At 44.2% G+C, this 25,165-nt stretch carries 16 protein-coding genes; 4 read left to right on the plus strand and 12 right to left on the minus strand.

The window, feature by feature from the left end:
• Nucleotides 1-19: 19 nt before the first annotated feature.
• From BUB99_RS03125 to BUB99_RS03155, 7 genes are all read right to left on the minus strand, one after another.
• Nucleotides 20-2,227, minus strand: a complete 2,208-nt coding sequence (locus BUB99_RS03125; protein WP_073119339.1) for a hypothetical protein — start codon at nucleotides 2,225-2,227, stop codon at nucleotides 20-22.
• Nucleotides 2,224-3,396 (minus strand): DUF4249 domain-containing protein, encoded by a 1,173-nt coding sequence (locus BUB99_RS03130; protein ID WP_073119341.1) that lies wholly within the window; start codon nucleotides 3,394-3,396, stop codon nucleotides 2,224-2,226. Before BUB99_RS03130 ends, BUB99_RS03125 begins: the two co-directional genes overlap by 4 nt.
• Nucleotides 3,397-3,400: 4 nt before the next feature.
• Complete coding sequence (locus BUB99_RS03135; protein WP_073119342.1) at nucleotides 3,401-6,148, minus strand: TonB-dependent receptor; 2,748 nt, start codon at nucleotides 6,146-6,148, stop codon at nucleotides 3,401-3,403.
• Complete coding sequence (locus BUB99_RS03140; RefSeq protein WP_073119344.1) at nucleotides 6,145-6,876, minus strand: hypothetical protein; 732 nt, start codon at nucleotides 6,874-6,876, stop codon at nucleotides 6,145-6,147. The genes BUB99_RS03135 and BUB99_RS03140 overlap by 4 nt, the downstream gene beginning before the upstream one ends.
• A 202-nt stretch (nucleotides 6,877-7,078) precedes the next feature.
• Nucleotides 7,079-7,672, minus strand: coding sequence for a tRNA-(ms[2]io[6]A)-hydroxylase (gene miaE, locus BUB99_RS03145; RefSeq protein WP_073119345.1), 594 nt, complete (start codon nucleotides 7,670-7,672; stop codon nucleotides 7,079-7,081).
• A gap of 82 nt (nucleotides 7,673-7,754) precedes the next feature.
• A complete protein-coding gene (locus BUB99_RS03150; protein WP_139280873.1) occupies nucleotides 7,755-9,590 on the minus strand; it encodes a putative porin in 1,836 nt (611 codons plus the stop codon).
• A 15-nt stretch (nucleotides 9,591-9,605) separates the two neighbouring features.
• A complete protein-coding gene (locus BUB99_RS03155; RefSeq protein WP_073119349.1) occupies nucleotides 9,606-10,376 on the minus strand; it encodes a hypothetical protein in 771 nt (256 codons plus the stop codon).
• Nucleotides 10,377-10,432: 56 nt separating this feature from the next.
• Here BUB99_RS03155 and BUB99_RS03160 point away from each other — a divergent pair, with 56 nt between their 5' ends.
• From BUB99_RS03160 to BUB99_RS03170, 3 genes are read left to right on the plus strand one after another with little or no spacing between them, the layout of a single operon-like run.
• Nucleotides 10,433-11,527, plus strand: a complete 1,095-nt coding sequence (locus BUB99_RS03160) for a Nif3-like dinuclear metal center hexameric protein (protein ID WP_073119351.1) — start codon at nucleotides 10,433-10,435, stop codon at nucleotides 11,525-11,527.
• Between the two features lie 7 nt (nucleotides 11,528-11,534).
• Nucleotides 11,535-12,320: a zinc ribbon domain-containing protein gene (locus BUB99_RS03165; RefSeq protein WP_073119353.1), complete on the plus strand. Its 786-nt coding sequence runs from the start codon at nucleotides 11,535-11,537 to the stop codon at nucleotides 12,318-12,320.
• A gap of 37 nt (nucleotides 12,321-12,357) precedes the next feature.
• The gene (locus tag BUB99_RS03170) at nucleotides 12,358-13,845 is read left to right on the plus strand and encodes a tetratricopeptide repeat protein (protein WP_139280874.1); all 1,488 of its coding nucleotides are present in this window, start codon (nucleotides 12,358-12,360) and stop codon (nucleotides 13,843-13,845) included.
• A gap of 191 nt (nucleotides 13,846-14,036) precedes the next feature.
• Here the strand turns inward: BUB99_RS03170 and BUB99_RS03175 are convergent, their stop codons facing one another.
• From BUB99_RS03175 to BUB99_RS03195, 5 genes are all read right to left on the minus strand, one after another.
• Complete coding sequence (locus BUB99_RS03175) at nucleotides 14,037-14,414, minus strand: hypothetical protein (protein WP_073119356.1); 378 nt, start codon at nucleotides 14,412-14,414, stop codon at nucleotides 14,037-14,039.
• An 809-nt stretch (nucleotides 14,415-15,223) separates the two neighbouring features.
• A complete protein-coding gene (locus tag BUB99_RS03180; RefSeq protein WP_073119359.1) occupies nucleotides 15,224-16,126 on the minus strand; it encodes a Cbp1 family collagen-binding glycoprotein adhesin in 903 nt (300 codons plus the stop codon).
• A gap of 136 nt (nucleotides 16,127-16,262) precedes the next feature.
• Nucleotides 16,263-16,760 (minus strand): hypothetical protein, encoded by a 498-nt coding sequence (locus tag BUB99_RS03185; RefSeq protein ID WP_073120559.1) that lies wholly within the window; start codon nucleotides 16,758-16,760, stop codon nucleotides 16,263-16,265.
• A gap of 131 nt (nucleotides 16,761-16,891) precedes the next feature.
• Nucleotides 16,892-18,235 (minus strand): sigma-54-dependent transcriptional regulator, encoded by a 1,344-nt coding sequence (locus BUB99_RS03190; protein WP_073119361.1) that lies wholly within the window; start codon nucleotides 18,233-18,235, stop codon nucleotides 16,892-16,894.
• Nucleotides 18,232-20,658, minus strand: coding sequence for an ATP-binding protein (locus BUB99_RS03195; protein WP_073119363.1), 2,427 nt, complete (start codon nucleotides 20,656-20,658; stop codon nucleotides 18,232-18,234). The genes BUB99_RS03190 and BUB99_RS03195 overlap by 4 nt, the downstream gene beginning before the upstream one ends.
• Before the next feature lie 364 nt (nucleotides 20,659-21,022).
• On the opposite strand from BUB99_RS03195, the gene BUB99_RS03200 reads away from it, so the two are divergent.
• Nucleotides 21,023-25,156: a carbohydrate-binding protein gene (locus BUB99_RS03200; RefSeq protein ID WP_073119365.1), complete on the plus strand. Its 4,134-nt coding sequence runs from the start codon at nucleotides 21,023-21,025 to the stop codon at nucleotides 25,154-25,156.
• The last annotated feature ends 9 nt before the right edge of the window (nucleotides 25,157-25,165 follow it).

The following is a 25,165-nucleotide window of genomic DNA, read 5'->3' on the forward strand; positions in this document are numbered from 1 at the left end:
AAAAAGTCAAACCAAAAAACTACTTCACTTCAAATCTTGAAGTCTCAGAAATAGCGTTTCCAGCTTTATCAACCCCTTCTATCTGAATTTCAAAGATTCCTGTCACATTGGAGGTAAAAAACTCTACCGTCGCATTGGAGCTATCTGTATAGATCAAAGGGTTCCAATATAACATATCATTAAACATTGGCGCTTTCTCAGTAGGCAAAGCAGTGGTCACTATCTCTGACTCAGGTTGTACCTCAGATAGACTCAGTGATTCTCCTACTGGCTCGGTATCGCCACCGTCGTGCTCATAGGTAACTATCGAAATAATCCCATCGAACATCACATCCCCTATAAAGAAGCGTTTGTTCATCACATCGATTCTTTCCACCAGATAAGGCGAAAGCTTGAGAACGTCTTCTGCAGTAGAAGATGCTCCGTCCAGCAGCACCATCGTCTCTACGTCCAATTTATCAGAAAATGGGAGATCAACTATTCGCATGTTAAATGCGAACTTGTTTTCATTTTTACTCACCCCCACCTGGTATACTAGTTCGATGAACGTATCACGCATCGAAGGAAAACGTGTATAGTCTGCTAACACGTAAGAAATCATTTCATCTACTACAGGGTATGGTCGGGTGGCCGATGGCACAGTATCCACCACATAGTAAGCATTTTCGATTTGATTGGCGATAGACCGCTGTGCCACCTGCTCAATACGTATCGTATCGAAAACCAGTGGCATAACTGACAAGGGAGCATAAGCTTCATTGTACTCTTGATAAATCGTAGCTTGATAATCACCCGTTGGATCATTAAGTACTCTCACCACTCCTTTTTCATTAGCGAAATCGGGATTATACTTCAAGAAAAATACACCTGAGTCTGATACTGAAGTAGCATCTATCTCCATATCCGAAGACTGAAACGACAGAGCTACATTAACGTTTTTGTCTACCAGTTTGCTACTAGATGTCACGACTCCTTGCACGACACCAGACCTATACTCTGGCAGATACTTGACCATTTGGATAGAGTCACTTTCAATATCTACGGATCGAGACAGCCACATCATTCTATCAAGCAAATCACCCGATAGCGCATCCGAAGACAAGGATAAACCCCGATACTTCATCGGAACTATTCGGTATGCTGCACTAGACTCGGGCTGGTCATAGCCATATACTTTCTTTACTGATACGGACAGCGTACTGCCTACTGGATAGTCTAATACTCTAGTCACCTTCTCTTTTTTTGACATCTGTGGGAGTACTACTTGACTAATCGCTTCTCGCTTTCCATTCCAGAAAACGCGCGTATTCTGAACAGCACCGCCCACCAAGAGTTTGACAGTCAGCTTGCCTGCTGGCAAGTCTGCTGATACCAAGAGGGTATTAGTATTGAGCGTGGTTGGCATACCCTGTATCTTTCCAGTCTGATCCCAAATCTCCAAGTACCCCAACTGGTTGCTCAAATCTGAGGTACTGGTCACCTGTACTTGATAATCCCCAGTCAAAGGATCTCTTTCAACACTCAAGCCTGTACACGAATTACATGGCTTAGGTAAATCAATGAACCGAAAAGCGGATTCTGTTTCTATAGCCAGTTGGTAGTCAACTACAGACGTGGCGTCAAGCGTCACTTCTGCAAAACCATAAGCATCCCACTCCACATCAACAACCTTCTCTCCCCCCTTAGCAAGGATACGTGCTTTGGGCTGCTGGGCTCTACCATATTGATCTTTGATATGAAGCAGCACATTTGCTTCTTTCCCCTGAGGCCAAAATCCTCCTTCAACCTCAAAATTCACATCATAGATTACTTCTTCTTCATAGACTCCATTTTGATAGGTCTTGTATGGATTCACAATCGTCACGGACTGACTGTAGTAGGAATTAAAATTCCGCATCCATCGCGTATAAGCGACCAATTGATAGCGACCCGTCACTAAATCCGTAGAGAGGAAAATTTTACCAGCTCCTCTTCCTTGCTTCTGGGCTATTTTCGTCTGATGTACGGGATTTCCTTCCTCATCCAATAACTCCACATACAGCAATGAACTCAACCCGGACAACTGTCCTGTCACTTGGCTCGTAGTGTACGATGAAAAGTATAGTGCCTCACCTACGATTAGATCCGTGGCATTGAGATGAAGATAAACCTGCTCTTCTATATTTTGCTGAGCATATCCTGTCAGGCTAATGCATAATAGCAAAAGGTATGTTAAAATTCTCTTCATTGATCCCAAAAATCTGGTTTATCCAAAGTCCCGTGTTTACGGCAATCACTACAAGTACTCGTTATAATAATAGCAGTGTCTGGCGATGGAAAAGTCAACTGATACACCTCATAAGAAAAACCCAGTCCAGAGTATTTTGGAAGTTCTTCCACAGCTACCGAATCAGCTACCCGATCATAGATACAATTGTATGGCTGAATCGGCGAAAAACCCTGATCTCTAAATGACCCTGCTCGAAATACTCGGGAATCGGTACTCACACCGGCTACTTCGAAATAGCCTAAAATTGGGTAAGACGCATCACTCACATGACTCATATTGCCTAACACTGTACCTTTTTGTTTGTCAAAAAAGCTACCTGCCGATTCATTGTTTTCCTTCAAATTCTTATAGTACTGATAGGCTCCTGGAGTGATAGAAAACTGATCCACAATGAGCGAGAAAGTATAACGTAGTTGAGCCTCATTATCCTCGATGTAAACGATAGGGAATTCTGACAATCTATTTTCCACTTGCCCACTGGTCGTCTCAGCTATCAGCTCATTTGACTCCAAAAACCTATAACATGTACCAATATATGTTTCACGAAGTTCCAATACTTCCTCTGCCGCTAACCATTCATAACTTGAAGGATAGGGCACCTTGACCTCATAGTCCTCTCTATACTCATACCGATAGCTAGAGAATTCCTCTGAATTGTTATGATTATCCACCATAAATTGAACTCCTTTTAATTGACTCTCGTCTACTTGCGAATTCTGTTCTAGATACCTACCATAAATACTATCGATAGGCACTGGGCTAGGCAAAAACTCTTCACTTGACACAAAGCGATTGCCATCATTCAACTCTACATGCAAGATATAGCTATGTCCAGGCACTCCTGCATATTCCAAATCTGACTCGTACACTCCAGCCTCTACTTCTGTATATGCGTACTGCATCCCTCCGACTTCTTCCACTGATACCGTGGCACCTGACACGTTCGTTGCCTGCTCACCATCTAGCGCATACGATATACTCAATCTCACCGTATGATGCTCGGAAACATTCGTAAGTACAGCATCTACTACCATCACTTCATCTGTCTCTCTCACTTCGAAATCATAAGGTTCGACGCAGGCATCAAAACCGAGCAGAAATAGCGCGATATACAATAGTCTCTTCATGATCTTAGAAAGTAAAATTATAAGTAATCGTAGGAATCGGAGATGGAAAAACCGTCATCTTATAGCCCTTGACCTCTCCATCTTCTACTCTAAAGAAAGTAGAATAAACATTGTCACGACCTAGGAGGTTGTACACCGAAAATGACCAATAGGAATGTGCCAGTTTCTTAATCTTATGATTGCCTTCTATGTTAATTCCCAGATCCACACGGAAGTAGTCTGGTATTCTGTACGAGTTTCGATCAGAATACAAGAGGTTTTCAGAACCTTGAAAGGTGTATTTCCCTGTAGGGTAAGTCGTCGGTACTCCCGTCGCGTAGACGAAGTTGACCGTCATCGTCAGTCTACGGGTAAATTTATAATTCGTCACAGAGTTAAGATAATGCGGTTTGTCATACCCTGTCGGAAAGAACTCTCCACCATTGATAATCTCATCTGGAAAATCCCCATCAAGCTGGATCAACGATCGCGAATAGGTGTAATTAATCCAGCCCGTCAGCCAACCCGAGCTCTTTTTGAGTGACAACTCTATACCATAAGACTTACCCGTGCCTTGCAATAGGTCTGTCTCTATATGTTTATTGAACTGTAAATCCGCTCCTACTTTAAAATCCAATAGGTTCTGAATATGCTTATAATATACCTCTGCAGACATCTCTAGCGCATGTTTTCCATAGATATTGCGATAGTAACCTAGAGAAACCTGATCTGATATCTGTGGTTTGATATAAGGACCTGACAACCGCCACATATCAGTCGGAGCAATAGACGAAGAGTTGAGCAACAGATGGATATTCTGGCGGGTACGGTTATAACTCGCCTTGACTGAACTCGTCTCTGTCAATGAATACCTAGACGATAATCTATACTCCGGTCCTATATAGGTCTTCACGATTTCATTCTTTCCATACGTATCAGTACCAATGACATAATTCTGATCGATGGGTTGATTCGGCGCATACTCATTCACCTCTCCAGGGCCTAATACAGCGAACATTGACAACCGAACCCCTCCCTCTACAGACAGCTTATCTGTGGGGCTATAAAGTGCAGAGGCATAAGGAGCCAGTTCTACACCTTGCTCATCAGGAACTCGATCTTTGTCTACTAGCGACTCGCTACCAGTGGGAGATTTGATACCTGGTGTCACAGAAGTATGCTTGACCTGCATCCCGAATTTATAATTCAATTTTTCGTTGACATAGTAGTCAAACTTAGCTGACAAGTGGTTTTCCTTTACCCCATAATCAATACGAAACGCCTGCGTCGGCAATACATCGTACCCAATATCGTAATCATACTGCGACATCCCTGCCTGAAAATCCGCCTGCAACTTATCATTAAATACATGACGCCAGTTGGCAGTCAACAGCTTGTTAGAATAGGAAAAATCCGTGTAGGACAAAAGCGTATCTGAGGACAGCTGAAATCTATCCTTGCTATAATATCCACTAACTGAGACCGAGTTTTTATCATTGATCTCATAATCCAGTTTTCCTACCAGATCATAGAAAGACACATCATTATTCTTCAGTGGGGAGTTCTTGATTTTGTTGAGTACATAGTCCGAATAGGTTGCTCGCCCTCCTACCATGAAGGTCGGGCCATTTTTGAAGGTTGGACCTTCTACCATGAGTTTAGAAGTCACAGGTCCTATTCCACCCGAACCAGAGTATTTTTCCTTGTTCGGCTCTTTTGATTTGATATCAAATACGGAAGAAAGTCTACCTCCATACTCCGCAGGAATTGCACTCTTGTACAAATTCATCCCTGAGAGGGCATCTGCATTGAAGACCGAGAAGAACCCAAAAAAGTGATTGGTATTATATACAGGCGTACCATCGAACAAGAACAAGTTCTGATCTGCTTTACCTCCCCGTATATTTATACCCGCCGAGCCTTCACCCAAAAACTGCACACCAGCTGTCGTAGTAGCGACTCTAACCAAATCCTTCTCTCCTAGCAGCGCAGGTACGATTTTCATATTCTCTGGACTGATTTTAGTCAATCCCATCTGAGGACTCTTCGTATTGGCCTCCCGTTCGGCACTGACCACCACCGAGTTAAGTGCAATCACATCTACGGCCATATCCACATCCAGTCGTCCATCCGAATACATCATTAAACGTCTATGCGTATTTTTCATATTCACAGACTGAATAAGCAAAGTACGTTTACCATTCGGTACATTGAGTGAATAAAAGCCTTCCGCGTCTGTAGTCGTCCCAATGAATGGACTCTCTATATAGACATAAGCATCCTGTACCGGTGTACCATTACCAGACTCTCTCACATACCCTGCCAGCGTACTACGTTTACCTTTTTCGTACAATTTTCTATTCCCTACGTCTAATAGAGTCTCCTCTAGACTCAAGTCCTGACCAGACTGCTCGCGACTAAACACAACGTCCTCATCCTCTGGCACTACTTCTTGTTTGGAATTGATAGACTGTACAAAAACAGGTTCTGTGACAATCTCTTGATTGTTGAGCAACACGATCTGGTTGCCCATGATATAAAAAGTAAGAACAGTATTAACCAACACTTGATCCAACTGTGGAACAATTGGCTGACTGTAATCTACCTTAGAACTCACATAGATACCGTTCAGCCACTCGCTACGATAGGAAAATTCATAATCAGTGTGCGACTCTATCTCGGCTAATACCATATCCAGTCTTACAGAGTCCGGAGTCTGTGCTGCACCTAACTGTGCAACTGCCAGAAAGAGGATTAATATCAAGTATCTCATAAGGCAGGCATGAATTTTTCACAAAATTGAAGTACATACACAAATCCCGATTCGTTATGACGGTTTAGGTTCGTTATACCTTGACTTCTGATATAAGATTTGATTTCTTTTTTATGGTCTGGAAACAATTCGTAAAAGGTCTTTCTTCCTCTGTATTTATGATAAACACTACCCAGTTGCAAGTACAGCACATCCTGAGTTTCATACTCTATTCCTTGAGACGCAACTCGTTTAATTTTTATTCGCTTTACCAAAGCACGGGCTTGCCCCCCTTCATAAAGCAATTCATAAAAACCACCCGGAAGAATCTCATTAGCATCTAGCCGAATAAATTCTGCTCCGTGAATACTAAAAGAACCGATAGCTTGCTGATTAGGCTTGAGAGGTTGATAACTAGATCGATAAATCCCACTATTCTCGACGATAAGAATATCCTCGTAGGTATTGTACAACATACGGATATCTTGAAAGAACTCATCTGATATATGCACGCTCCCCTCCTCCCAGACAGGGCTCAAAAAGAACTGGTGCTCTTTAATGCTTTGAGGTTGAATATGATAATAAGCACCAACTGCAATGGGTGTATTTTTGAGCGCTATAGTTTCTTGATACCAAGCTTCTAAATCTCCACCTAGGTCTAAAATAGACACATCTACTTGCGCATGCAAGCCATTAGATAGAAGCATCTCCAACGAGAGAAAGACACCATACAATATTCTTTTAAACATGCTGTGTTTTATTCAAAATTGAAATCAAATTTCAATGAATAGAGGGATACGTAAGTTATGAAATATATGATATGGGTCAAGTAGATTTCTAATTTTAACAACATAAAATTAGAAGATCTCACTACGAATGAGCGAATCATTGAAAATCAATCTAACAAAAAGGTTTTTTGCTAAGAATTAACACTCTCCCTACATGAGTTGTTTAGTGCATCCGATCAGATCGCACCTCCAGTTTTTGAATAATTTCGGCTTCTTTCTCCAGAATCTCAGCCCATCGTGTCATCGTATATTCCTCACCTTTATATTTTTTGGCTAGATCCAAAAAGGTATGATAATGACCTGCCTCGGATATCATCAGTTCATAGTAGAACTTGGATAGGTCTTCATCTCCTATATTCTTCCACAACAGCTTGAACCGCTCACAGCTACGAGCTTCGATCAGGGCGTTGAGCAGGAGCTTTTCTACCAGCTGTTCGTCTCTGCTACCTCCGCTTTTCGAAATCTTGCTAATGGCTGCCACATACTCGTCGTTTCTTTTCCGTCCCAACGTGATCCCTCGGGCTTTCATTTTTTCTAGCACACGCTCGAAATGCCCCCACTCCTCAGCAACCAAATCCGTCATCACTTCCACCAGCTCTGTACGCTCAGGATAGGTCACGATCAATGATATGCCAGACGAAGCAGCCTTTTGCTCGCAGTAGGCATGATCAATCAATATCTCAGCAAGATCCATTTCGGATACGTTGGCCCATCGTGGGTCAGTTGGTAGGTTGAGTCCTAAAGTTGTCTTGTCCATACAGATAGTGGGATATAGGGTTGCTCTCTAAGTGAAGGTGTATTGTGTATTGTGTATTGTGTATTGTGTATTGTGTATTGTGTTAATCAAAAAACATCCAGCGTACGCCTAAATCTATGGCTCTACGCTGACCGGGGTAATATGGAGAAGTGAAATACCCCGAATCTCTGGCTTGATTCAAATAGATCCAGTTGAAGAAGAAAGTTAGGTCATTGGCCTTCATCACAAAAAATAAATCCGCTGTAAAGTATGACGGCATCTCAAAATCGTCTTGCAAAAAAAACTGCTGGGTGATCGGGTCATAAGCCTTCGCAAAATAGGCCGACTGCCATCTTAGATCAAACCCTATTTCAAACTGCATGAAGTCATTGAAGACAATATTCTCATAATACACTTTCCCAAAATAGTTCCAATCGGGCATCCGCATCGCATTCGCTCCGTCGCCCGATACATTATTCCAGACCAGACGGTTGTCTAGATGAATATGCTTCCACAGCGTAAGGTTTGCCTTGGCGGTATACTTATTGATAAATATAGGGCTACTGGACTGATTGGGCATCTTGTCATAATCAAAATACACATACTCATCCACCGTGCTGATATCAACCGACGGCTCCAGGTACAAAAACGGCAGTGCGTAGAACAGTGATCCCTGAATACTATTCGCTAACGTAGAATTAAAACTGTTACTCCATTCGTAGTGATTACCAAAATACCGCTCCGTCATGAATGCTGGTTCATACAAACTACTCGTATAACTGGCGCGCAAGAAATTGTTCTCGAAGAAGCCTTTGAAATAATAGTTCCCTTCATCCATTGCCTCTATCTCACCTCCTACCAAGTATTTATCCGTGAGATGAATTTTCATATCCCCACCTAGATAGTTTTCATACTCTCCCGTAAAGGGCTCGATATAGCGATACTTGAAACTCATATCTCGACGCTTGACATAGGCAGAATAAAATATCCGGTCAGCTACTCTTCCTTTGATTCCCGCTTCGATCTTGGTCTCTATCATATTAGAAGCATCCTCAGTAGAGTCTGTCCGAATCAGAATTTGATCATAGTATCCGTCAGTAATAGATTGGGTCAGTGGAGTGTCTGTGTATTGATTATTGGTATTGGTTCGCTCTATAGTATTGTACAGCTCAAAAAATGGCTTGAGAGAATACTGATGGTACAAAAACAAACGTCCACGTTTATCAAAGCTTTGTGAGTTCTGTAGGTAGATATTGGCATCCTGATACTCATAGTACTCCTTCACAGGCGTATCCTCAGTAATCCCTCCTGTCTCTAGGATCACCTGATCGTTGGTATAGGCATGAAACATAGCGTGATACTTTCTATTCTTGCTGCGGTAGAAAGCATAAAAATCTGCGGCGGTTGATTTGACTTGGTTTTCACGAATGGACGAAGTGCCTATTTGCTTCTCCGAAGACACATGGTAGATATCGAACCCTACATTCCACTGAGGGTTAATATTTCTAGAAAAACTAAAATCCACCATAGAGCGCCCCTTACCCCCTATGGCAACATGAAGGTTGATAAACGGAGACTTACTATCATAGTATTTGAAATCCTCCACCTTCTTAACGTAGGGCTCAAAGGCAGAAAATCCAGTTGTACTCCCGATCGTAGTAGGGATCTGATAGTAGACTGGCTTTAGTGCCGTACCATTGTTGCCTAGGGACTGATAGTCTATAGCCGAAGTACGGTGCAGCTCGAAGTTTTCCATATTATGAATCGAACTATCCATGATATGGTAAAGTGTATCACTGTGTTTGAGATCACCGATCGTGATATATCGTGTAGAAGTCGGCCCATACACCAGCTTGGTCGAGTCATCGATGATTTGAGCCATCGTACCCCACGAGATGATGCTTAACAATAAGAATAATGAGATTTTCTTGGCTGCCACTCCGTAGTTTCTGTTCTAAAAAAGCAAATTTATAAACAAGGATTCAAAGGTATCACGATCCGCTACAAATTCTGATCCATCGGTTGAATAATATACATTTTTAACTTCCTCGTCATTCATACTATCTAATTCCAAAAACGCAACCACGACCTCAGAATGACAAAAAACCAAGGTTTTATCTCGCCAAAATTTAAAATCTGGGACAGAGCCAGAAAAAGTAAACAACACCACATCTATAGCTTTCAAACCTTTCAGTGCTTCAAATCTCCCTCCTACAGGCCAATAACTTTCCTCCCAATAAGGCTGCACTACATCCATCGTCAAAATAGCCAAATGATGTCTCACCTCATTGTAGAGTTTCTGTTTTGGGATCACAAAACAATCCTCCTCGGGGAACATCGCTACAGACTCTGACATGGCTATCACTGGATTATTGGTATAAGCATAAGCAGCGCCCAAATTAGTTGGAGTAGTGATCTGATCAAAATACTCCGCATCTGCCATAGGTTCTATAGACAATGCTCGATACTTAGCGGCACGTTTATCCACCAGCAGAGCGCCCTGGTGATCATACCGCCTCAGCATAATCTGTACAAAGGACCAGACAGGCACTGATCGATGATCCTCACTACTCAGTACCGCTATCGTCGGCAACTCGAACTCCACAGACTTCCATACACCCGTTTCAAACTGTCGCTTACGCCAAAACGCAAAAAAAGCAGTCATCCCCACCAGCGGGGCTAAAAGTATCTTGGAGATTGAGATCATGACTGCAAAAGTATTCATAAAGGTGATCAAAAAACCCTAGATTTGAACGCTATGTTTCAATACAACAGACCACAATGAAAATCAGTCAAGTAATCGATACCCTCAACCAATGGGCGCCTCCCGCCTACCAAGAATCCTATGACAACTCACGGCTAATCGTGGGAGACCCAAACACAGAACTCACCGGCGTACTCATCTCCCTAGACTGCATCGAAACTGTAGTCGAAGAAGCGATACGCAAAGGGTGCAACCTGATCGTATCGCATCACCCGATCGTATTCAAAGGACTCAAAAGCTTTACTGGCAAAGACTACGTCGAGCGCACCGTCATCAAAGCCATCAAACACGACATAGCTCTATTTAGTATACACACCAACCTCGACAACATCCCCTCAGGTGTCAACCGAAAAATAGCAGACACCATCGGTCTAACCGATTGCAAAATATTAGCTCCTAAAAACCAGACACTGATCAAGCTAACGACCTATATTCCTAGTGACGATACGGATGCTGTACTAGAAGCGGTCCACGCCGCAGGTGCTGGACAGATTGGCAACTACGAACATTGTAGTTTTTCGGTAGAGGGCACAGGGAGCTACCGTGCTACCGAAGGGGCTACACCACATCTCGGAACAGTCGGAGAAAAACATCAGGAAAAGGAAAACCGCGTGGAAGTCATCCTTCCTAGTCATCGACAAAATAAGGTGATTCAAGCCTTGAAAAAAGCTCATCCCTATGAAGAAGTAGCCTACGATCTCATTACATTGGAGAACACCAACCATGAAGTGGGCGCCGGAATGATCGGCTACCTAGTCAAACCTATGCCAACATTGGACTTTCTTCAACACCTAAAAGACCAGTTCAACCTATCGGTGATCAAACACACCACCATCCACACCGATACCATACAAAAAGTTGCGCTCTGTGGTGGCGCAGGTAGCTTCCTCCTCAATACTGCCAAAGCGAGTGGCTCAGATATATTTATCACTGGGGATTTTAAGTATCACGAATTTTTCGATGCAGAGAATTCAATCATCATTGCAGACATCGGACACTATGAAAGTGAAGTGTTTACAAAAGAATTAATATATGATCATTTAACCGAAAAAATACCTAATATTGCAGTCAATTTCTCCGAGGAGAATACAAATCCGGTTAATTACTTTTAGAAAATTCATGGAAAGTACTGTAGCGCAAAAGCTTGAAGCTCTCACTAAATTACAATCAATAGATTCAGAACTAGACGAAATCATCAAAGTCCGTGGGGCATTGCCAGAAGAGGTAATGGATCTGGAAGATGAAGTCGCTGGGTACGAAACCAGAGTGGGCAACCACAACAGTGCTATTGAGGAACTAGAGTTGTCTATTACTAACAACAAAACTGCCATCAAGGATTCAGAAAAACTGATCCAAAAATACGAGGAGCAGCAGATGAATGTTAGAAACAATAGAGAATACGACGCAATCACCAAAGAGGTAGAATTGCAACAGTTGGAGATTCAAATTCTCGAAAAAAGAATCAAAGAGGCTCACGCCAAAATGGATGCTAAAAACGAGGAAATCATTGATACCAAAAACATTCTAGAAGAAAGAAAGAAGGATCTCGACAACAAAAAAGGAGAACTCGACAACATCACCTCTGAAAGTGAAGAAGAGGAAAAGAAACTTCTAAAAGGACGAGAAAAAGCATCTGACAAAATCGATGAGCGTCTATTGACTTCATACAACAAGATCAGAAAAAACGTTAGAAATGGCCTAGCTGTAGTACCTGTCAAAAGAGGTGCCTGTGGCGGATGTTTCAACGTAGTGCCTCCGCAAAAGCAAGCTGAGATCAGAGAGAAAAAGAAACTGATCGTATGTGAGCACTGTGGTAGAGTATTGGCAGATGTAGAAGAGGTAGAAGAAGTAGAAGAGAAAAAGCCAACCAGAACAAGAAGAACTGCAGCTAAGAAAAAAGCTTAACTTGAGCTATACTGTTGGAAATATCAAAAAATATAAGGTGAGTCGTACTCACCTTTTTTTGTTTTTACTCAGCCTTACTTTCTTATCTCTCGACTCCCACGCTCAAAAATCTATAGACAGCTACCCACGTGTCTACTCAGCCTATCAGGATATACTCAAACTAAAAATAGAATCGGGCCGAAAGAAACTAAAACAAATCATCCCCAGCCACGAAGAACTAGGACACTACCACTACACGAAAAGTTTGGCAGATGCCTTAGAGATACTCATCACCGAAGACCCAGACCTATACAATCGGTACGATGATAGCGAAGAAGATCACTTAGACGGATTAAAAGCCCTAGACGGTGACGATCCTTACAAACGCTTCTACTCCGCTGAGATCAAAGTACACTGGGCACTCGTCAAGACGATGTTTCAGGAAGAAATGCGTGCAGGGTGGGCACTCCGTAGCGCTTACCTAGAGATCAATGACAACATCGAACAATTCCCCGATTTTGTACACAACAACAAAACACTCGGCACACTGCACGTACTCTTCGCTGTAGTCCCAGAGAGCTACCACTGGATACTTCGCTACTTCGGCCTACGTGCCAATGTCATCGAAGGCTGGGAAGAACTAAGTAACATCACCTTTCAAAACCCTTACTGGCTAGAAACTAGCTTATCCAAGTGCCTTATTGCAATCAATATCATCAACAAGGAAAAGGTGACAATGGATCTGATAGATGAGATCCGCAGACACAACAAGGACAACCTAGCCGTCAGCTATCTATACAATGTAGCGCTCGTCAAATATGCTAAAAGCGAAGAAGCTCTCCCAGCACTGACTAAGCTAACCTTCGTAGGAGACAGCTACTACCCCATCACCAACATCTACTACAAGCTCGGCGAGATCTATCTACAAAAACAGCAATACGCCCTAGCTAGACTCAACTACGCACGCTTCCTCAATATGCACAAAGGAGAAAACTACATCAAAGACACTTGGTTCAAAATCTTCCTGACCTACTGGCTAGAGGGGCAAAAGAAAAATGCAGAACTACACTGGGACAAAGCCAAAAAAGCGGGAAGGTCTCTCGTCGCTGCAGACAAAAATGCAACAGACTACCTCTCCAATGACCGCTACCCAAACCCTGAACTATATAAGGCACGACTGGCCATCGATGGCGGATACTTTAGTATGGCACAGCGTACACTCGATCGGATTAAACAAGAAAGTATCAAAAATAAGAAGGACGAAGTAGAGTACTTCTACAGGTATGGCAGACTGTATGACAAACAGGGTGATTCAGAAGGAGCTTTGTTCAACTACCTCAATGTCATCAAAAAATCAGGAAATGAGAACTGGTATTTTGCACCCTCAGCCTGCCTACAAACTGGATACATCTATGAAGCACGAGCGGATTACGAAAAAGCAAAATACTATTTCAAGAAAGCCCAATCCTACAACAAGCACAAGTACAAGGACGGGATCGACTACCAAGCAAAGGCAGCTTTACTATTGATTCAAGACAAAAAGTAGCAGTTCAAAAGACTAGGAACCACACAGTCGTAAAAAACCACACATATCAGGATAGTTAACTACGATGATGCCATGGCGTCATTCGTGTTCAACTAAAGATAACGGCTGCACAGTTATCATTCAGAATCAGGGCGTAAAAAAAGCCTTGACAGTTAACTATCAAGGCTTTTAGTAGTAAGCTTAATGCTTGCTTATTTTTCTTCTGACTTGTCTTCAGTCTTTTTTGCTGCTGTTTTTTTAGCCGCTGGCTTTTTCTTAGCTACTGGCTTCTTTTCTTCAGTCTCCTCTGCTTTTTCAGTAGTTTTCTTAGCGGCAGGTTTCTTAGCTGCTGCTTTCTTAGGCTTTTCTTCTACAGTTGTTGTTTCAGCAGTTTCTGCCTTCACCTCTTCTACTTTCTCAGCTTTTTTAGCTTTCGGTTTAGATGCAGATTTAGCAAAATCCTCTTTGATTGCATCCACATCCACAGCCTTAATCACTGGTTTGCTATTCAATCTCTGGATGTTAGCTACTTTCTGTTTTGCAACAACCTTATTTCTTCTTCCTTTTCTTTTTAGTCTAGTTACAGCCATTTTTCGCTATCAATAATTTTTTGGAGGTGCAAATGTATACTATACAAACTCCTAATCAAAGAAATAACCAGAAACATCCACCTGTATTTGGACTTTTTTACCCCTCTTTAAATAGCGTCCCAACGTATCTTAGGGTTGAACAACAAAACAGCACACTTCCATGCCGAATTTTAAATCTATTCTCACAGATTATTTCCAAGATTGATCGGTCAACATTTAAAAACACTAGATCAATCTACAGCTCAAGGAAAACAATATCAAAAAGGTGTAATTTTTGACATACTCTACGAGAATACCGATCTAACTAAACTCCCACAGCTCAAAGAAGCAATTAATAGTTAATTGCGCTGTTGCACAAATATCAAAAACATCAAACTAAGCATCAAAAGCTAGCCAAGGCTGGTTTCAAAAACTCAAAATAGCATAGCATTTTCAATTGACCTAAGAATTTAAAAAATTGGATGATCATCTTTCTCGAACTAGTGCATAAGAAAAATCACATAGACGTTGGTCAAAATTTACTCGCGAAACAGATACTATTTTTAAAATTTGATTGCATAACTGTATCAGATGAATAGACTTATCATATTCTACATGCATCTAACTTCCAGACATTGTTACACTCAAAAAAAGACCAGCATTACGCTGGCCTTCGTCGCAGATAGCAGCATCCGCTTGAATGAAACACAAATTTGACTACTCTTCGTGTGTCATTCCTTCATTATTGCTGATTGATCGTATCGATCTTGTGTATTAAGAACTAGCACTCCCCGATCCACCGATCGAGAAGTGCACAAACTGACCAAGTATTAGCTATTGACAGCTACTACCAAGAACTTAGAGATCTTCCAGAACTCTTGATAATCCAAGATTCTGATGTACTTCACATGGTCACCTTCTTTGACCAGCTCATAAGAGCTGGCAGGGTGCTCCGAGATGAGTTCTGCTTCGTCAGCGTCTATGGCGAGACTCTTGACGGTACGAATATCTATCTCCTCAAATTTTTCCTGAGGCATATCTTGTCTCAGTGCGGTGGTTTTGCCCAAGCCAAGGAATCCCCCTTCTTTGGTCACGAGACCTTCTTCTTCTAGGATTTTTTTGGTCCCTATCGCCAAGTAGGCCGTGTTCAGTCTATCCTCCTGCTGGTTGATAGCACTCATCTGATCTTGGATCGTAGAGTCTTGGTTGACTACTTTGGTCTCTAGGCTCGCCAAGTCGGTAGAGAGCTCTATGATTTTGACATCCTTCTCTTTCAGGTTGTCTCTGAGAGCGATCAACGACTCTTGCCTTTCTTTCAAATCAGCAGACAGTTGTCCTACTTTGTTTTGAAAAGACTTGAGGTTAAAATTCGCTTTGTCCAATCTATCTGCAAGACTCGCCACCTTATCGTTGGTCTCGAGTATCAGGCTATCGATGAGACTCATGTCTCTCATCATCTGCATCTGGTCTTGCTTGGTCACTTCACCTACAGCAGTCTGTGTGATGAGGTTTTCTCTGTCCTTGATCGTCTCGATCTTAGACTCTACGTTGTACATGATGTCTATGATCTCGTTGTATGCAGAATCTCTGCTCTGCAGTTTCTCTTCCAGTCTTATAGACTTCTCAGACAAACGACCTTTCTCCTCTTCCATCGTGAAGAACAACGCCGCAAGCCCCACCGTCACGACGAGCGCACTGACGAATAATGTGATTTTAATGGTTCTATCTTTCATGATTATTAAATTTTAGGTTCTTATTTTCTATTTATGGTTAACAAATTCCACTTTGGAATTTTGATTGATTTAGTGTTTCTCATTTGATAACAAATCCTCACAGGGGTGTAAAACCCAACAGGCTATCACGCTGCGATTAAAAAGCCACCTTGATCCCCAGTCCAGGATCCAATGCCATAAAAGCATCTCCATCCGTGGCTACTTCGACGAAGGGTTTGAAATCCAAACTAACTGCGATGGGGACGTTTTGAATTTTGTATTCTATCCCAAATATCCCATCCACCCCGAGACCAAACTCGGAGGATTCGCGGCGATAGATACCCTCATTGTCCACCACGTCTGACTGAGTGGCTATATGTCCCCCCACACCATAGTACCAATTGAGTCCGCGGACGTCAAAGGCTGAGGCATAGCGCTCGTAGAGTACAGTCGCCGAAAATGCATTCGGATAAAACCCGATGATCCCTTCTATCGCCGTAGATCGTTTCGTAAAATGTTTGATCGTCAGCCCAGAAGTCCCAATGCCACGCACCCCGACGGCAGTCTGGTAGTCGTAGCGTGAACGCATGTTCTGAGCGTACAGTGTGCCTGTCATCATAAGCAAGCCAGTCAAGGTCATTATCAGATATTTCATGATTTCAAATCTGTTTGCCTCTAGTCTTCCAAGAGACATACCAAATCAAAATAGCGCTGATTACCAGATAGTTACACGACTATAGGATTGTAATTTTTCTCAATATGAGAAATTAGCTTTGGAAGTGGGAATTAGTTTTCCTTGAGCAGACGGTATATGGTGGACTGTCCTATGTCCAGTTTGTCCGCTACGAGTTTGATATTGTCGTCGTTCTGTTTGAGGTAGAGTCGGATGATTTTGAGCTGGTACTCCTTCATCGTCAGGTCTTCTGAGAGTACGTCCGTGACCACATCGCGTTGTGCAAAAGTAATGTCATCGGGTACGATCTCCGAGCCATCCGCCATCACCATCGCCAATTCTACGATGGCTTTGAGCTCACGTATGTTGCCGGGATAGGAATAATTGAGCAGTTTCTGCTGCGCCTCTTTAGTAAAACTCTTATTGGCTTGCTTGTTCTCTTTGGCAAAAGACTCAGCAAAATGCTTGGCAAGGATCAATACATCCTTCTCACGCTCTCTAAGAGGAGGCAACTCGATAGGAAGACCAAAAAGTCGATAGTAAAGATCTTCTCTGAAATTGCCATTCTTCACCTCCTCCTGCAAATTTCGGTGTGTGGCGACTAGGACACGGCTATTGACTTTCACGGTTTGCGTCCCACCTACTCGAGTGATTTCTTTCTCCTGAAGGGCACGGAGTAGTTTGGCCTGTAGCGAAATATCCATCTCTCCGATCTCATCCAAAAAAATCGTCCCACCATGCGCCTGTTCGAACTTGCCTATGCGCTGACCCATTGCGCCTGTGAAGGCTCCTTTTTCATGACCGAATAGTTCACTCTCCACGAGATCTTTAGGGATCGCACTCATGTTGACAGGCACAAATGGTTTTTTGCTGAGCGGACTGTTGTAATGAATCGCTTTGGCCACTACTTCCTTGCCCGTCCCAGTCTCTCCAGAGATCATGACAGTCAGGTTGGTCGATACAGCCTTTTCGATGAGCTTAAAGACGCGCTTGACCCCCTTGCTCTGCCCGATAATACTAGACTGAAAATCATACTTGCGCTCTACCTCTTCTTGCAAGGTCTCAACACGCTGCACGAGTTCTCTGTTCTTGCCTAGCTGGTTCATCACATGGATCAACCGATCCCTGATGTCTTCGCTCTTGGTCAGGTAGTCGTAGGCCCCACGTTTGAGTAGGCTCACAGCAGTTTCAATATCCTGCTGCTCTGAGATAATGACAATCTCTATGTTGGGATCAAAAGCCTTGATCTTGTCGAATAACTCCGTACCCGAGTAATCTGGCAAGCGGAAATCGAGGGTAATCAAATCAGGTTTCTGTTTGAGCTGATCGAGCAGCGACTTGCCATCTGTAAAGGGCGTCACCTCATGATCAGGGTTGAGACTCAGGGTGTGCACTAATAATTTGCTATACCACACATCATCCTCTACTACAAATACCTTCATGGGCTTATCTCTCATTGCGCTTGTTGTGTTTGGTGTAAATATAGGCGAAGCGACGCAATCACTGAAAACGTAGATTGACGGATTTCTTTATAATCTTCTGCCGAGATAGCGACTCCCTGACGTGCAGTGAGCTCGGTCTCTTTCATCAATGTAACCAACTGTGTCAACCGAAAGTGACGTGCCGGAGCGATGATCTTGTGCAGCACATCAGCAGCTTCTTCCCAGTTTTCCCGCTGCAGGGCTTGATCGAGTAGATCAAGATTGGTTTCGGTACTCTGGATGAAAGTCTCTACCATATCCATGACAAAAGCCTCATCTCCCATTCGGCTCAGCCCCTCCAACGAAAACATGGGGTGGTCGTCAGGTGTACGATCTTCTTTGCTCTCAATATTGGTTTGATCCAGTTCTCCTGCCATCGTAGCTAGCAAATCCTCGGGAGTAAATGGTTTTCTCAGCACATGGTCTATACCTGCGTCTTTCGCTTTTAGGATATCCTGATCCGATATGGTGGCGGTAAGTCCGATGATAGGTATGGTTGCATTCTCGATAGACGAAGCGCGCAACTTAACGGCTAACTCTGGGCCATTCATTTTTGGCATCCGAAAATCAAGTAGCAGCATATCATAGCGTTCTTTGGTCAAATAGTTATAGGCTATTTGACCATCCTCCGCTTCTTGGTATGTGATCCCGTGCTCATCTAGTATAGTGGTCAAAAGCCTACGGTTAAACAACTCATCATCGGCGATCAACACATGCGTTCCTGACCAGTCACGAAACGCTACGGTATCTGTTGTACCTGATGCTTCGACGGGAAGATCTATAGGTTGGTATGGTATCTGGATATTGAAAACCGTACCCTTTCCCACTTTGCTCTCTAGGGATATCATCCCCTGCTGCATATCTATCAACTTCTTGGTAATAGATAGACCTAAACCTGTCCCTTTTTGGTTATCTCCCTGGCTGACTTGCTCGAACTCTTCGAATATCTGTTGCTGTCTATCCGTGGGTATGCCAATACCCGTATCAGTCACAGACAGTTGTAACACCACCGCTGACTCTTTTTCAACAGTAGTCGCCTCTACCAGTACACTCCCCTGCTCTGTAAATTTGATACTGTTGTAAATCAGATTTAGCAAAATCTGCTTCAAGCGAAACGGATCACCTGTCAATCCGCTGGGCATTTCTCCTATTTTGAGTTCCAAAACCAACCCTTTTTCATGGGCTTTTTGTTCGAGGAGCTGTACTGCGTCTTGTATTACCTCAATAGGCTTAAAAGCAACCTCCTCCAGCTTGATTTTACCTGACTGGAGTTTGGTAAAGTCCAGTACGTCATTGACGATATGAAGCAGATGTTTAGAAGATTTATCAATGATGGCTACCTGATCTTTTTGCTTGTGGCTTAGCTTAGACTTTAATAGTAAGTTCGAAAAACCCGCGATAGCATTCATGGGTGTCCGTATCTCATGGCTCATATTGGCCAAGAATTGCTCTTTGTCCTGCGCAGTCTGCAGCGCACTCTCTCTGGCAGCACTCAGTGCATCCTGATAGCTGCGCGTCCTCAGCACATAGATGATAAGTACTGTCAGGGTAATCAATAGCACCACTGCCGCCATGACGGTAAATATCGTCACGTAGCGATTGGTAAATTCCGCTCTATCCTTAGCATACGTAGCACGGGTCTTGATCTGCTCCACTTGCCATGACTCCATCTCAGCGATGAGCAACACGATCTGTCTATCGATATCGAGATGATCTTGGTAGAGTGTATATTCTCTTATCTTCTGATTGTAGGCGCGTTTCTGTGCTGACCGTGAAATTGAATCCAACTGAGAGTTTACCTCTGTCCAGACTTCTTCGGCACGATTATCAACAGTCCTGACCGTATCGACCGCCACAGTATCTTCTTGATTTCGTTTGCCCAGTAGCTTCTGAAAAAAGCCCATCTTCTTGGTCTGAACGACTACATTGACCTGAGCGGGTTCAGCAGGCTCTACTTTCTTTTTCTCACCAATCTTATGGATATGCTGAATCGTCTCCTCTACTGTTTCCATACCCAGTTCTGTCGCCTGATTAAGCAAGGTGACTTTATTAAGTATGAGTTTTTCGAGTGAATCGATATAATCATCAAACGCCGCATGTTCGTTTCTGATTTTGATCTCTCCAAGGAGTGCAATCGCATGCGCTGTACTTTCTTCAAACTCTAGCATATAGGTAGAGTCCTCGTAGAAAACATACCCTTCAATGGCATTCTCCATCCGCTCCAGTTCATTGGATACTTGCCCCAGTGTGATCAAATCTACGTTAGGCTCGACCTCCCTCTCAAGAGTGATGATGATATTATTGAGATTGAGATAGGCAAAATAGCCGACCACCGCAGCCCCTAAAGTCAGGAAAAGCAGTGAGGCACTTAGGAAATATGGGAACAGGGTTTTCTTCAATTCACAAATATAGAGAAGCAATATAGCAGATGACTAAAAATCACAAAACAGCAGTCACTTTTGTTCAAATACTTTACGGAGTTTCCCCTTATATGTTGATGTCGTCCGAGTTTGACAATTCTAAATTGAGCAGTCTTCCGAAAAAATCTCTCTCCACGCATGAAGTAGTAATGATGTAGCAAAAACAGCCAACGCTATGAAATAGTGTTGTTTCTCACTCTCATCATTCATTCACAAATCACTAAGCATCAAAGGAATGATGAATTTTTGTAGTGGTGATTTCTTTTGAATAGTACTCGGATAAATAAACATTGGTTATGGGTTTACAGCATGAGCCCATAACTAATTACTAAAACATCAAATTATGAAAGACAGTACTAAGACTAAAGTCAAACACTATCTCACCTACCTGTGCCTACTGGTGAGTTTTACTACCGTGAAGGCACAGAACCTACTCTGGTCGGACGAGTTCGACGGGACGACGCTAGACCAAAACATCTGGAGCTACGCCATCGGTGATGGATCAGCGGAAGGCATCCCCGGATGGGGCAACCAAGAGCTACAGACCTACACCGATCAAAACACCAGTGTATCCAACGGAATCCTCTCGATTACTGCGAGACGCGAAAACGTCAACGGCAAAGAATTCACGTCCGCACGACTACTCACCAAAGACAAGCTAAGCGTCAAATACGGAATGATCGAAGCAAGTATCAAACTGCCCGACATGAACAATGGGCTATGGCCTGCCTTTTGGATGCTCGGAGATGCCAATCGCTGGCCCTTCACGGGAGAGATTGACATCATGGAAGCGGGCTTCAATGCGCTCTCTACAGACTGCAATGATGTAGCAAAAGCCAACGTGTTCTGGAGAGCAGAAGACGCTGGAGTGACAGGAAACCTTCAATACGGCAATGAAGAGGCATTCAAATATGACGCGAGCATCGAAGCGGGCAAGCAGCTAAACGACGATTTTTTCGTCTACCGAGCGCATTGGACACCTGACTCTCTCACTACACTCATCCTCCAAACGGATGCTCAAGGTGAACCGATAGAGTCTACAGCCAAAGTCATATTCAGTATCCCCAATACACCTACCTTTCAAAACGAGTTCTTCTCGGGAGACAACTTCTACATACTCCTCAATCTAGCCGTCGGCGGATGGCTACCTTTTGACCCCAGCAACGGAGAAAACACTGCCGCCAATGTCAGCGCCCTCCCCAACCCTGGCTCAGAGTCCAGCATGCAAATCGACTATGTCCGCGTCTATGACATTTCTGGACAGGGTCAGGTTACGCTAGGCAACGTAGAGGCTGACCTACTCCCTGCTCAGGGCTTTGGCATTTATGACGAGACGCACAGTACACCTCGCTCGCTTGGTTTCGGGGTAGACTCGGAAATATTCACTTGGGAAGCCGAAGTAGCGCCATCGCTCACTATCCAGACGGTCGCCAGTATCTACGGAGATTCTGCTTATAGTATCACCTTCCCTGCCAATCAGTGGGCAGGACTGGGATTCAACAGCTCCGATGTGCTCAACTTCACCAACTATAGCAACGGCTCGCTGCGATTCAAATTCAAAACTTCGTCACAAGAGCCCTTTCGCATCTCTGCGGAAAGCGCCAATGGAAGTGCAGGCATTGACTTTCTCAGTGGGGAAGAAAAATATGGATTGGTCCGTGATGGCCAGTGGCACGATGTAGAGATTCCACTTTCACTGCTGATCACCAACTTCCAACAAGTCTACATGCCGCTGATCATTGGCAATGTGGAGTTCAACGAGCCGAGTACGAACCTCACGATAGAGATCGACGAGATCCACTACTCCTCTGAACCCTCCACCCAAGTCACCAAAGTCGTACCTGCCTTAGGAGACTATGGTTTGTTTACCGAATCAGCCGTAGCGGACGAGCTCGACCTAGGTACCGAAGGTGAGCTGTTCGTGTGGGGCGAAACACTCATCGCAGGGACTCCTCAGACATTCGATGGGCAAGCAGCGCTCAGCTACACACACAACAACAAGGGCTGGTTTGGCTTTGCATTTACCGCCAACGAACTGCACGACTTGTCGGCATTTCAGGGAGGCTACTTACACCTCGCCATGAAATCCTCTGCCACCGAAACGCTGGAAATGAGAATCAATGTCGGACTACAGGAAGACGTGATCTATTTCGAAGCGGGCAGTGATCCCTATGGATTTGCCAGAGATGGGCAATGGCACGAAATAGAGATTCCATTGGCGGATTTCGAAAGTGTCAACTTCGCCAATGTCCTACAACTACTCAGTATCAGTGGCGCGGGCAACATCAGCGATATTGCCATTGCAGATGTGTACTACAAATATGATGGATCGAACACCGCTCCTACCGCTGTAATATCCACAAATCAAACCTCAGGCAATGCCCCATTGGCTGTACAGTTCAGCGGAGCAGGATCGACTGATACCGATGGAGACCCATTGAGCTACTCTTGGGATTTTGGAGATGGACATGGCGCAACAACAGCTTCTACTTCTCACTCCTATACAGCTACCGGCAGCTATACCGCCAGCCTGACAGTCTCAGACGGCAGCTTGACCCATACCGCATCGGTAGAAATCACCGTCACAGAAGCCTCTGTCTGCGCTGGCAGTACGCCTCTGCCTGCGCTGATACAAGCAGAGGACTACAACTCAACCAGTGGTACAGACACAGAGGCTACATCTGACACCGACGGTGGACTCAATGTCGGATGGATAGACCAAGGGGATTGGATGGACTATATCCTAGATGTCCCGAATGCGGGTAATTACACTATCGACCTACGTATCGCTGGTGATGGTACAGCGGCTAAATCTATCGACCTACTGATCGATGGCAACAGTACTGCGACTGTCAACTTTAATGGTACAGGTGGATGGCAAAACTGGACCACTGTGAACAGTACGATCACGCTCAATGCAGGATGTCAGACACTCAGACTCTCCGCAGCGACTGGCGGATTTAACATCAACTGGATCGACATACAGTCGGATGTTTTCACGCCTGTAGTGACCAGCCTCTCCGTGTCTCCATCCAGTGCCAACCTAGTCCTAGGACAAACACAGGTCTACACAGCACAAGCTTTTGATCAAAACGGTGATGCCATGTCTGCCAACATCAATTGGTCCGCAAACGGTGGTACTATCGATCAAAATGGCACCTACACCGCGACAGCCGAGGGCAACTTCACCATTAGTGCACAGGCAGGGTCGATCACAACCACTGCTCCTGTACTGGTCACACCAAGCAGTACAGGCCTAGCAATACCGGGCAGTATCGAAGCTGAAGACTACAGCGATGCTTCAGGTATTCAAACCGAGACAACCACTGACGCAGGAGGCGGCATCAACGTCGGCTATATCGATGCAGGAGACTGGCTAGACTATGAAGTCAACGTGACTGCATCAGGCAACTACACCGTAGCATTTAGAGTGGCAGCAGCTGGCGCTGGGCAAAAAACCTTTGACATACAATCCAATAGTTCTACTCTGACCAACGTCACCTTCACCGCCACAGGAGGCTGGCAAGCATGGACGACCGTGACTTCATCAGTCAGTCTTTCGGCAGGCAGTCAAACACTGCGCTTAGCAGCGACTTCAAGTGGTTTCAACATCAACAGAATGGATTTTAGCCTGGACGAAGCTCCTGTACTGACCACTATCACGGTCTTACCAAACAATGCGACAATAGACGAAGGACAGACACAGCAGTACAGTGCACAAGGATATGACCAAAATGGTGACCCTATCGCTGCTAGCTATACATGGTCTGCCTCAGGTGGTAGCATCAACAGTAGTGGGCTGTATACGGCCAGCAGCGCGGGCAACTATGTCATCACAGCCACCAGTGGCAGCATCAGCGCCAACACCAACCTCACGGTCAATAGTACAGCCACTGGGTGTACAGGAGGACCTAGCAATGGGGATTATACCTATAGTATCACAGGTGGCAATACACCCGCTTTAACTTTTGAACCTGGGTATGCGGGAGTCGGTGCCTCACTGGCGATCCTCTACTACGGCACAAACCCAACGGGTCCCTACCCTGGCTATGGCGTATCTCCCAATACGCCACTGACGCTATCCAATGTGAGCGAAGAGCAAACGGTCTACTTCTACTACACATACAGTGTACCCGAAGGGGGCGAAAGGAACACAGCCGCCAACCCACACAGTTTCGTAGTAGGCAGTAGCTGCTCTGGTGCCAGAACGATTAACTCCCCTGCTATAACTCAGGAAAAACAGGCGTTCACACTATACCCTAATCCTACCACCCATCACCTACAAGTGAACCAATCAGGTATGGACATAGAGTGGATGGAAATCTTGGACTTGACAGGCAAGAGCTACCAGCAGCTACAGTGGACCCCTGCCAGCAATGGGATCACTCTTGACCTGAGCCATCTGCCCAATGGAGTCTACATGCTAAGACTGCATACGGCACAAAAGAGCTATACACAACGCTTTATCAAACAGTAACAGCCCAAA

This window comes from Reichenbachiella agariperforans (assembly GCF_900142205.1).
Lineage (GTDB): Bacteria > Bacteroidota > Bacteroidia > Cytophagales > Cyclobacteriaceae > Reichenbachiella > Reichenbachiella agariperforans.

Bases quoted from the DNA above. Each gene is read 5' to 3' on its own strand.
- BUB99_RS03125 (WP_073119339.1), bottom strand. From the start codon at position 2,227: ATGAAGAGAATTTTAACATACCTTTTGCTATTATGCATTAGCCTGACA.
- BUB99_RS03130 (WP_073119341.1), bottom strand. From the start codon at position 3,396: ATGAAGAGACTATTGTATATCGCGCTATTTCTGCTCGGTTTTGATGCC.
- BUB99_RS03135 (WP_073119342.1), bottom strand. From the start codon at position 6,148: ATGAGATACTTGATATTAATCCTCTTTCTGGCAGTTGCACAGTTAGGT.
- BUB99_RS03140 (WP_073119344.1), bottom strand. From the start codon at position 6,876: ATGTTTAAAAGAATATTGTATGGTGTCTTTCTCTCGTTGGAGATGCTT.
- miaE (WP_073119345.1), bottom strand. From the start codon at position 7,672: ATGGACAAGACAACTTTAGGACTCAACCTACCAACTGACCCACGATGG.
- BUB99_RS03155 (WP_073119349.1), bottom strand. From the start codon at position 10,376: ATGAATACTTTTGCAGTCATGATCTCAATCTCCAAGATACTTTTAGCC.
- BUB99_RS03160 (WP_073119351.1), top strand. From the start codon at position 10,433: ATGAAAATCAGTCAAGTAATCGATACCCTCAACCAATGGGCGCCTCCC.
- BUB99_RS03165 (WP_073119353.1), top strand. From the start codon at position 11,535: ATGGAAAGTACTGTAGCGCAAAAGCTTGAAGCTCTCACTAAATTACAA.
- BUB99_RS03175 (WP_073119356.1), bottom strand. From the start codon at position 14,414: ATGGCTGTAACTAGACTAAAAAGAAAAGGAAGAAGAAATAAGGTTGTT.
- BUB99_RS03180 (WP_073119359.1), bottom strand. From the start codon at position 16,126: ATGAAAGATAGAACCATTAAAATCACATTATTCGTCAGTGCGCTCGTC.
- BUB99_RS03185 (WP_073120559.1), bottom strand. From the start codon at position 16,760: ATGAAATATCTGATAATGACCTTGACTGGCTTGCTTATGATGACAGGC.
- BUB99_RS03190 (WP_073119361.1), bottom strand. From the start codon at position 18,235: ATGAGAGATAAGCCCATGAAGGTATTTGTAGTAGAGGATGATGTGTGG.
- BUB99_RS03200 (WP_073119365.1), top strand. From the start codon at position 21,023: ATGAAAGACAGTACTAAGACTAAAGTCAAACACTATCTCACCTACCTG.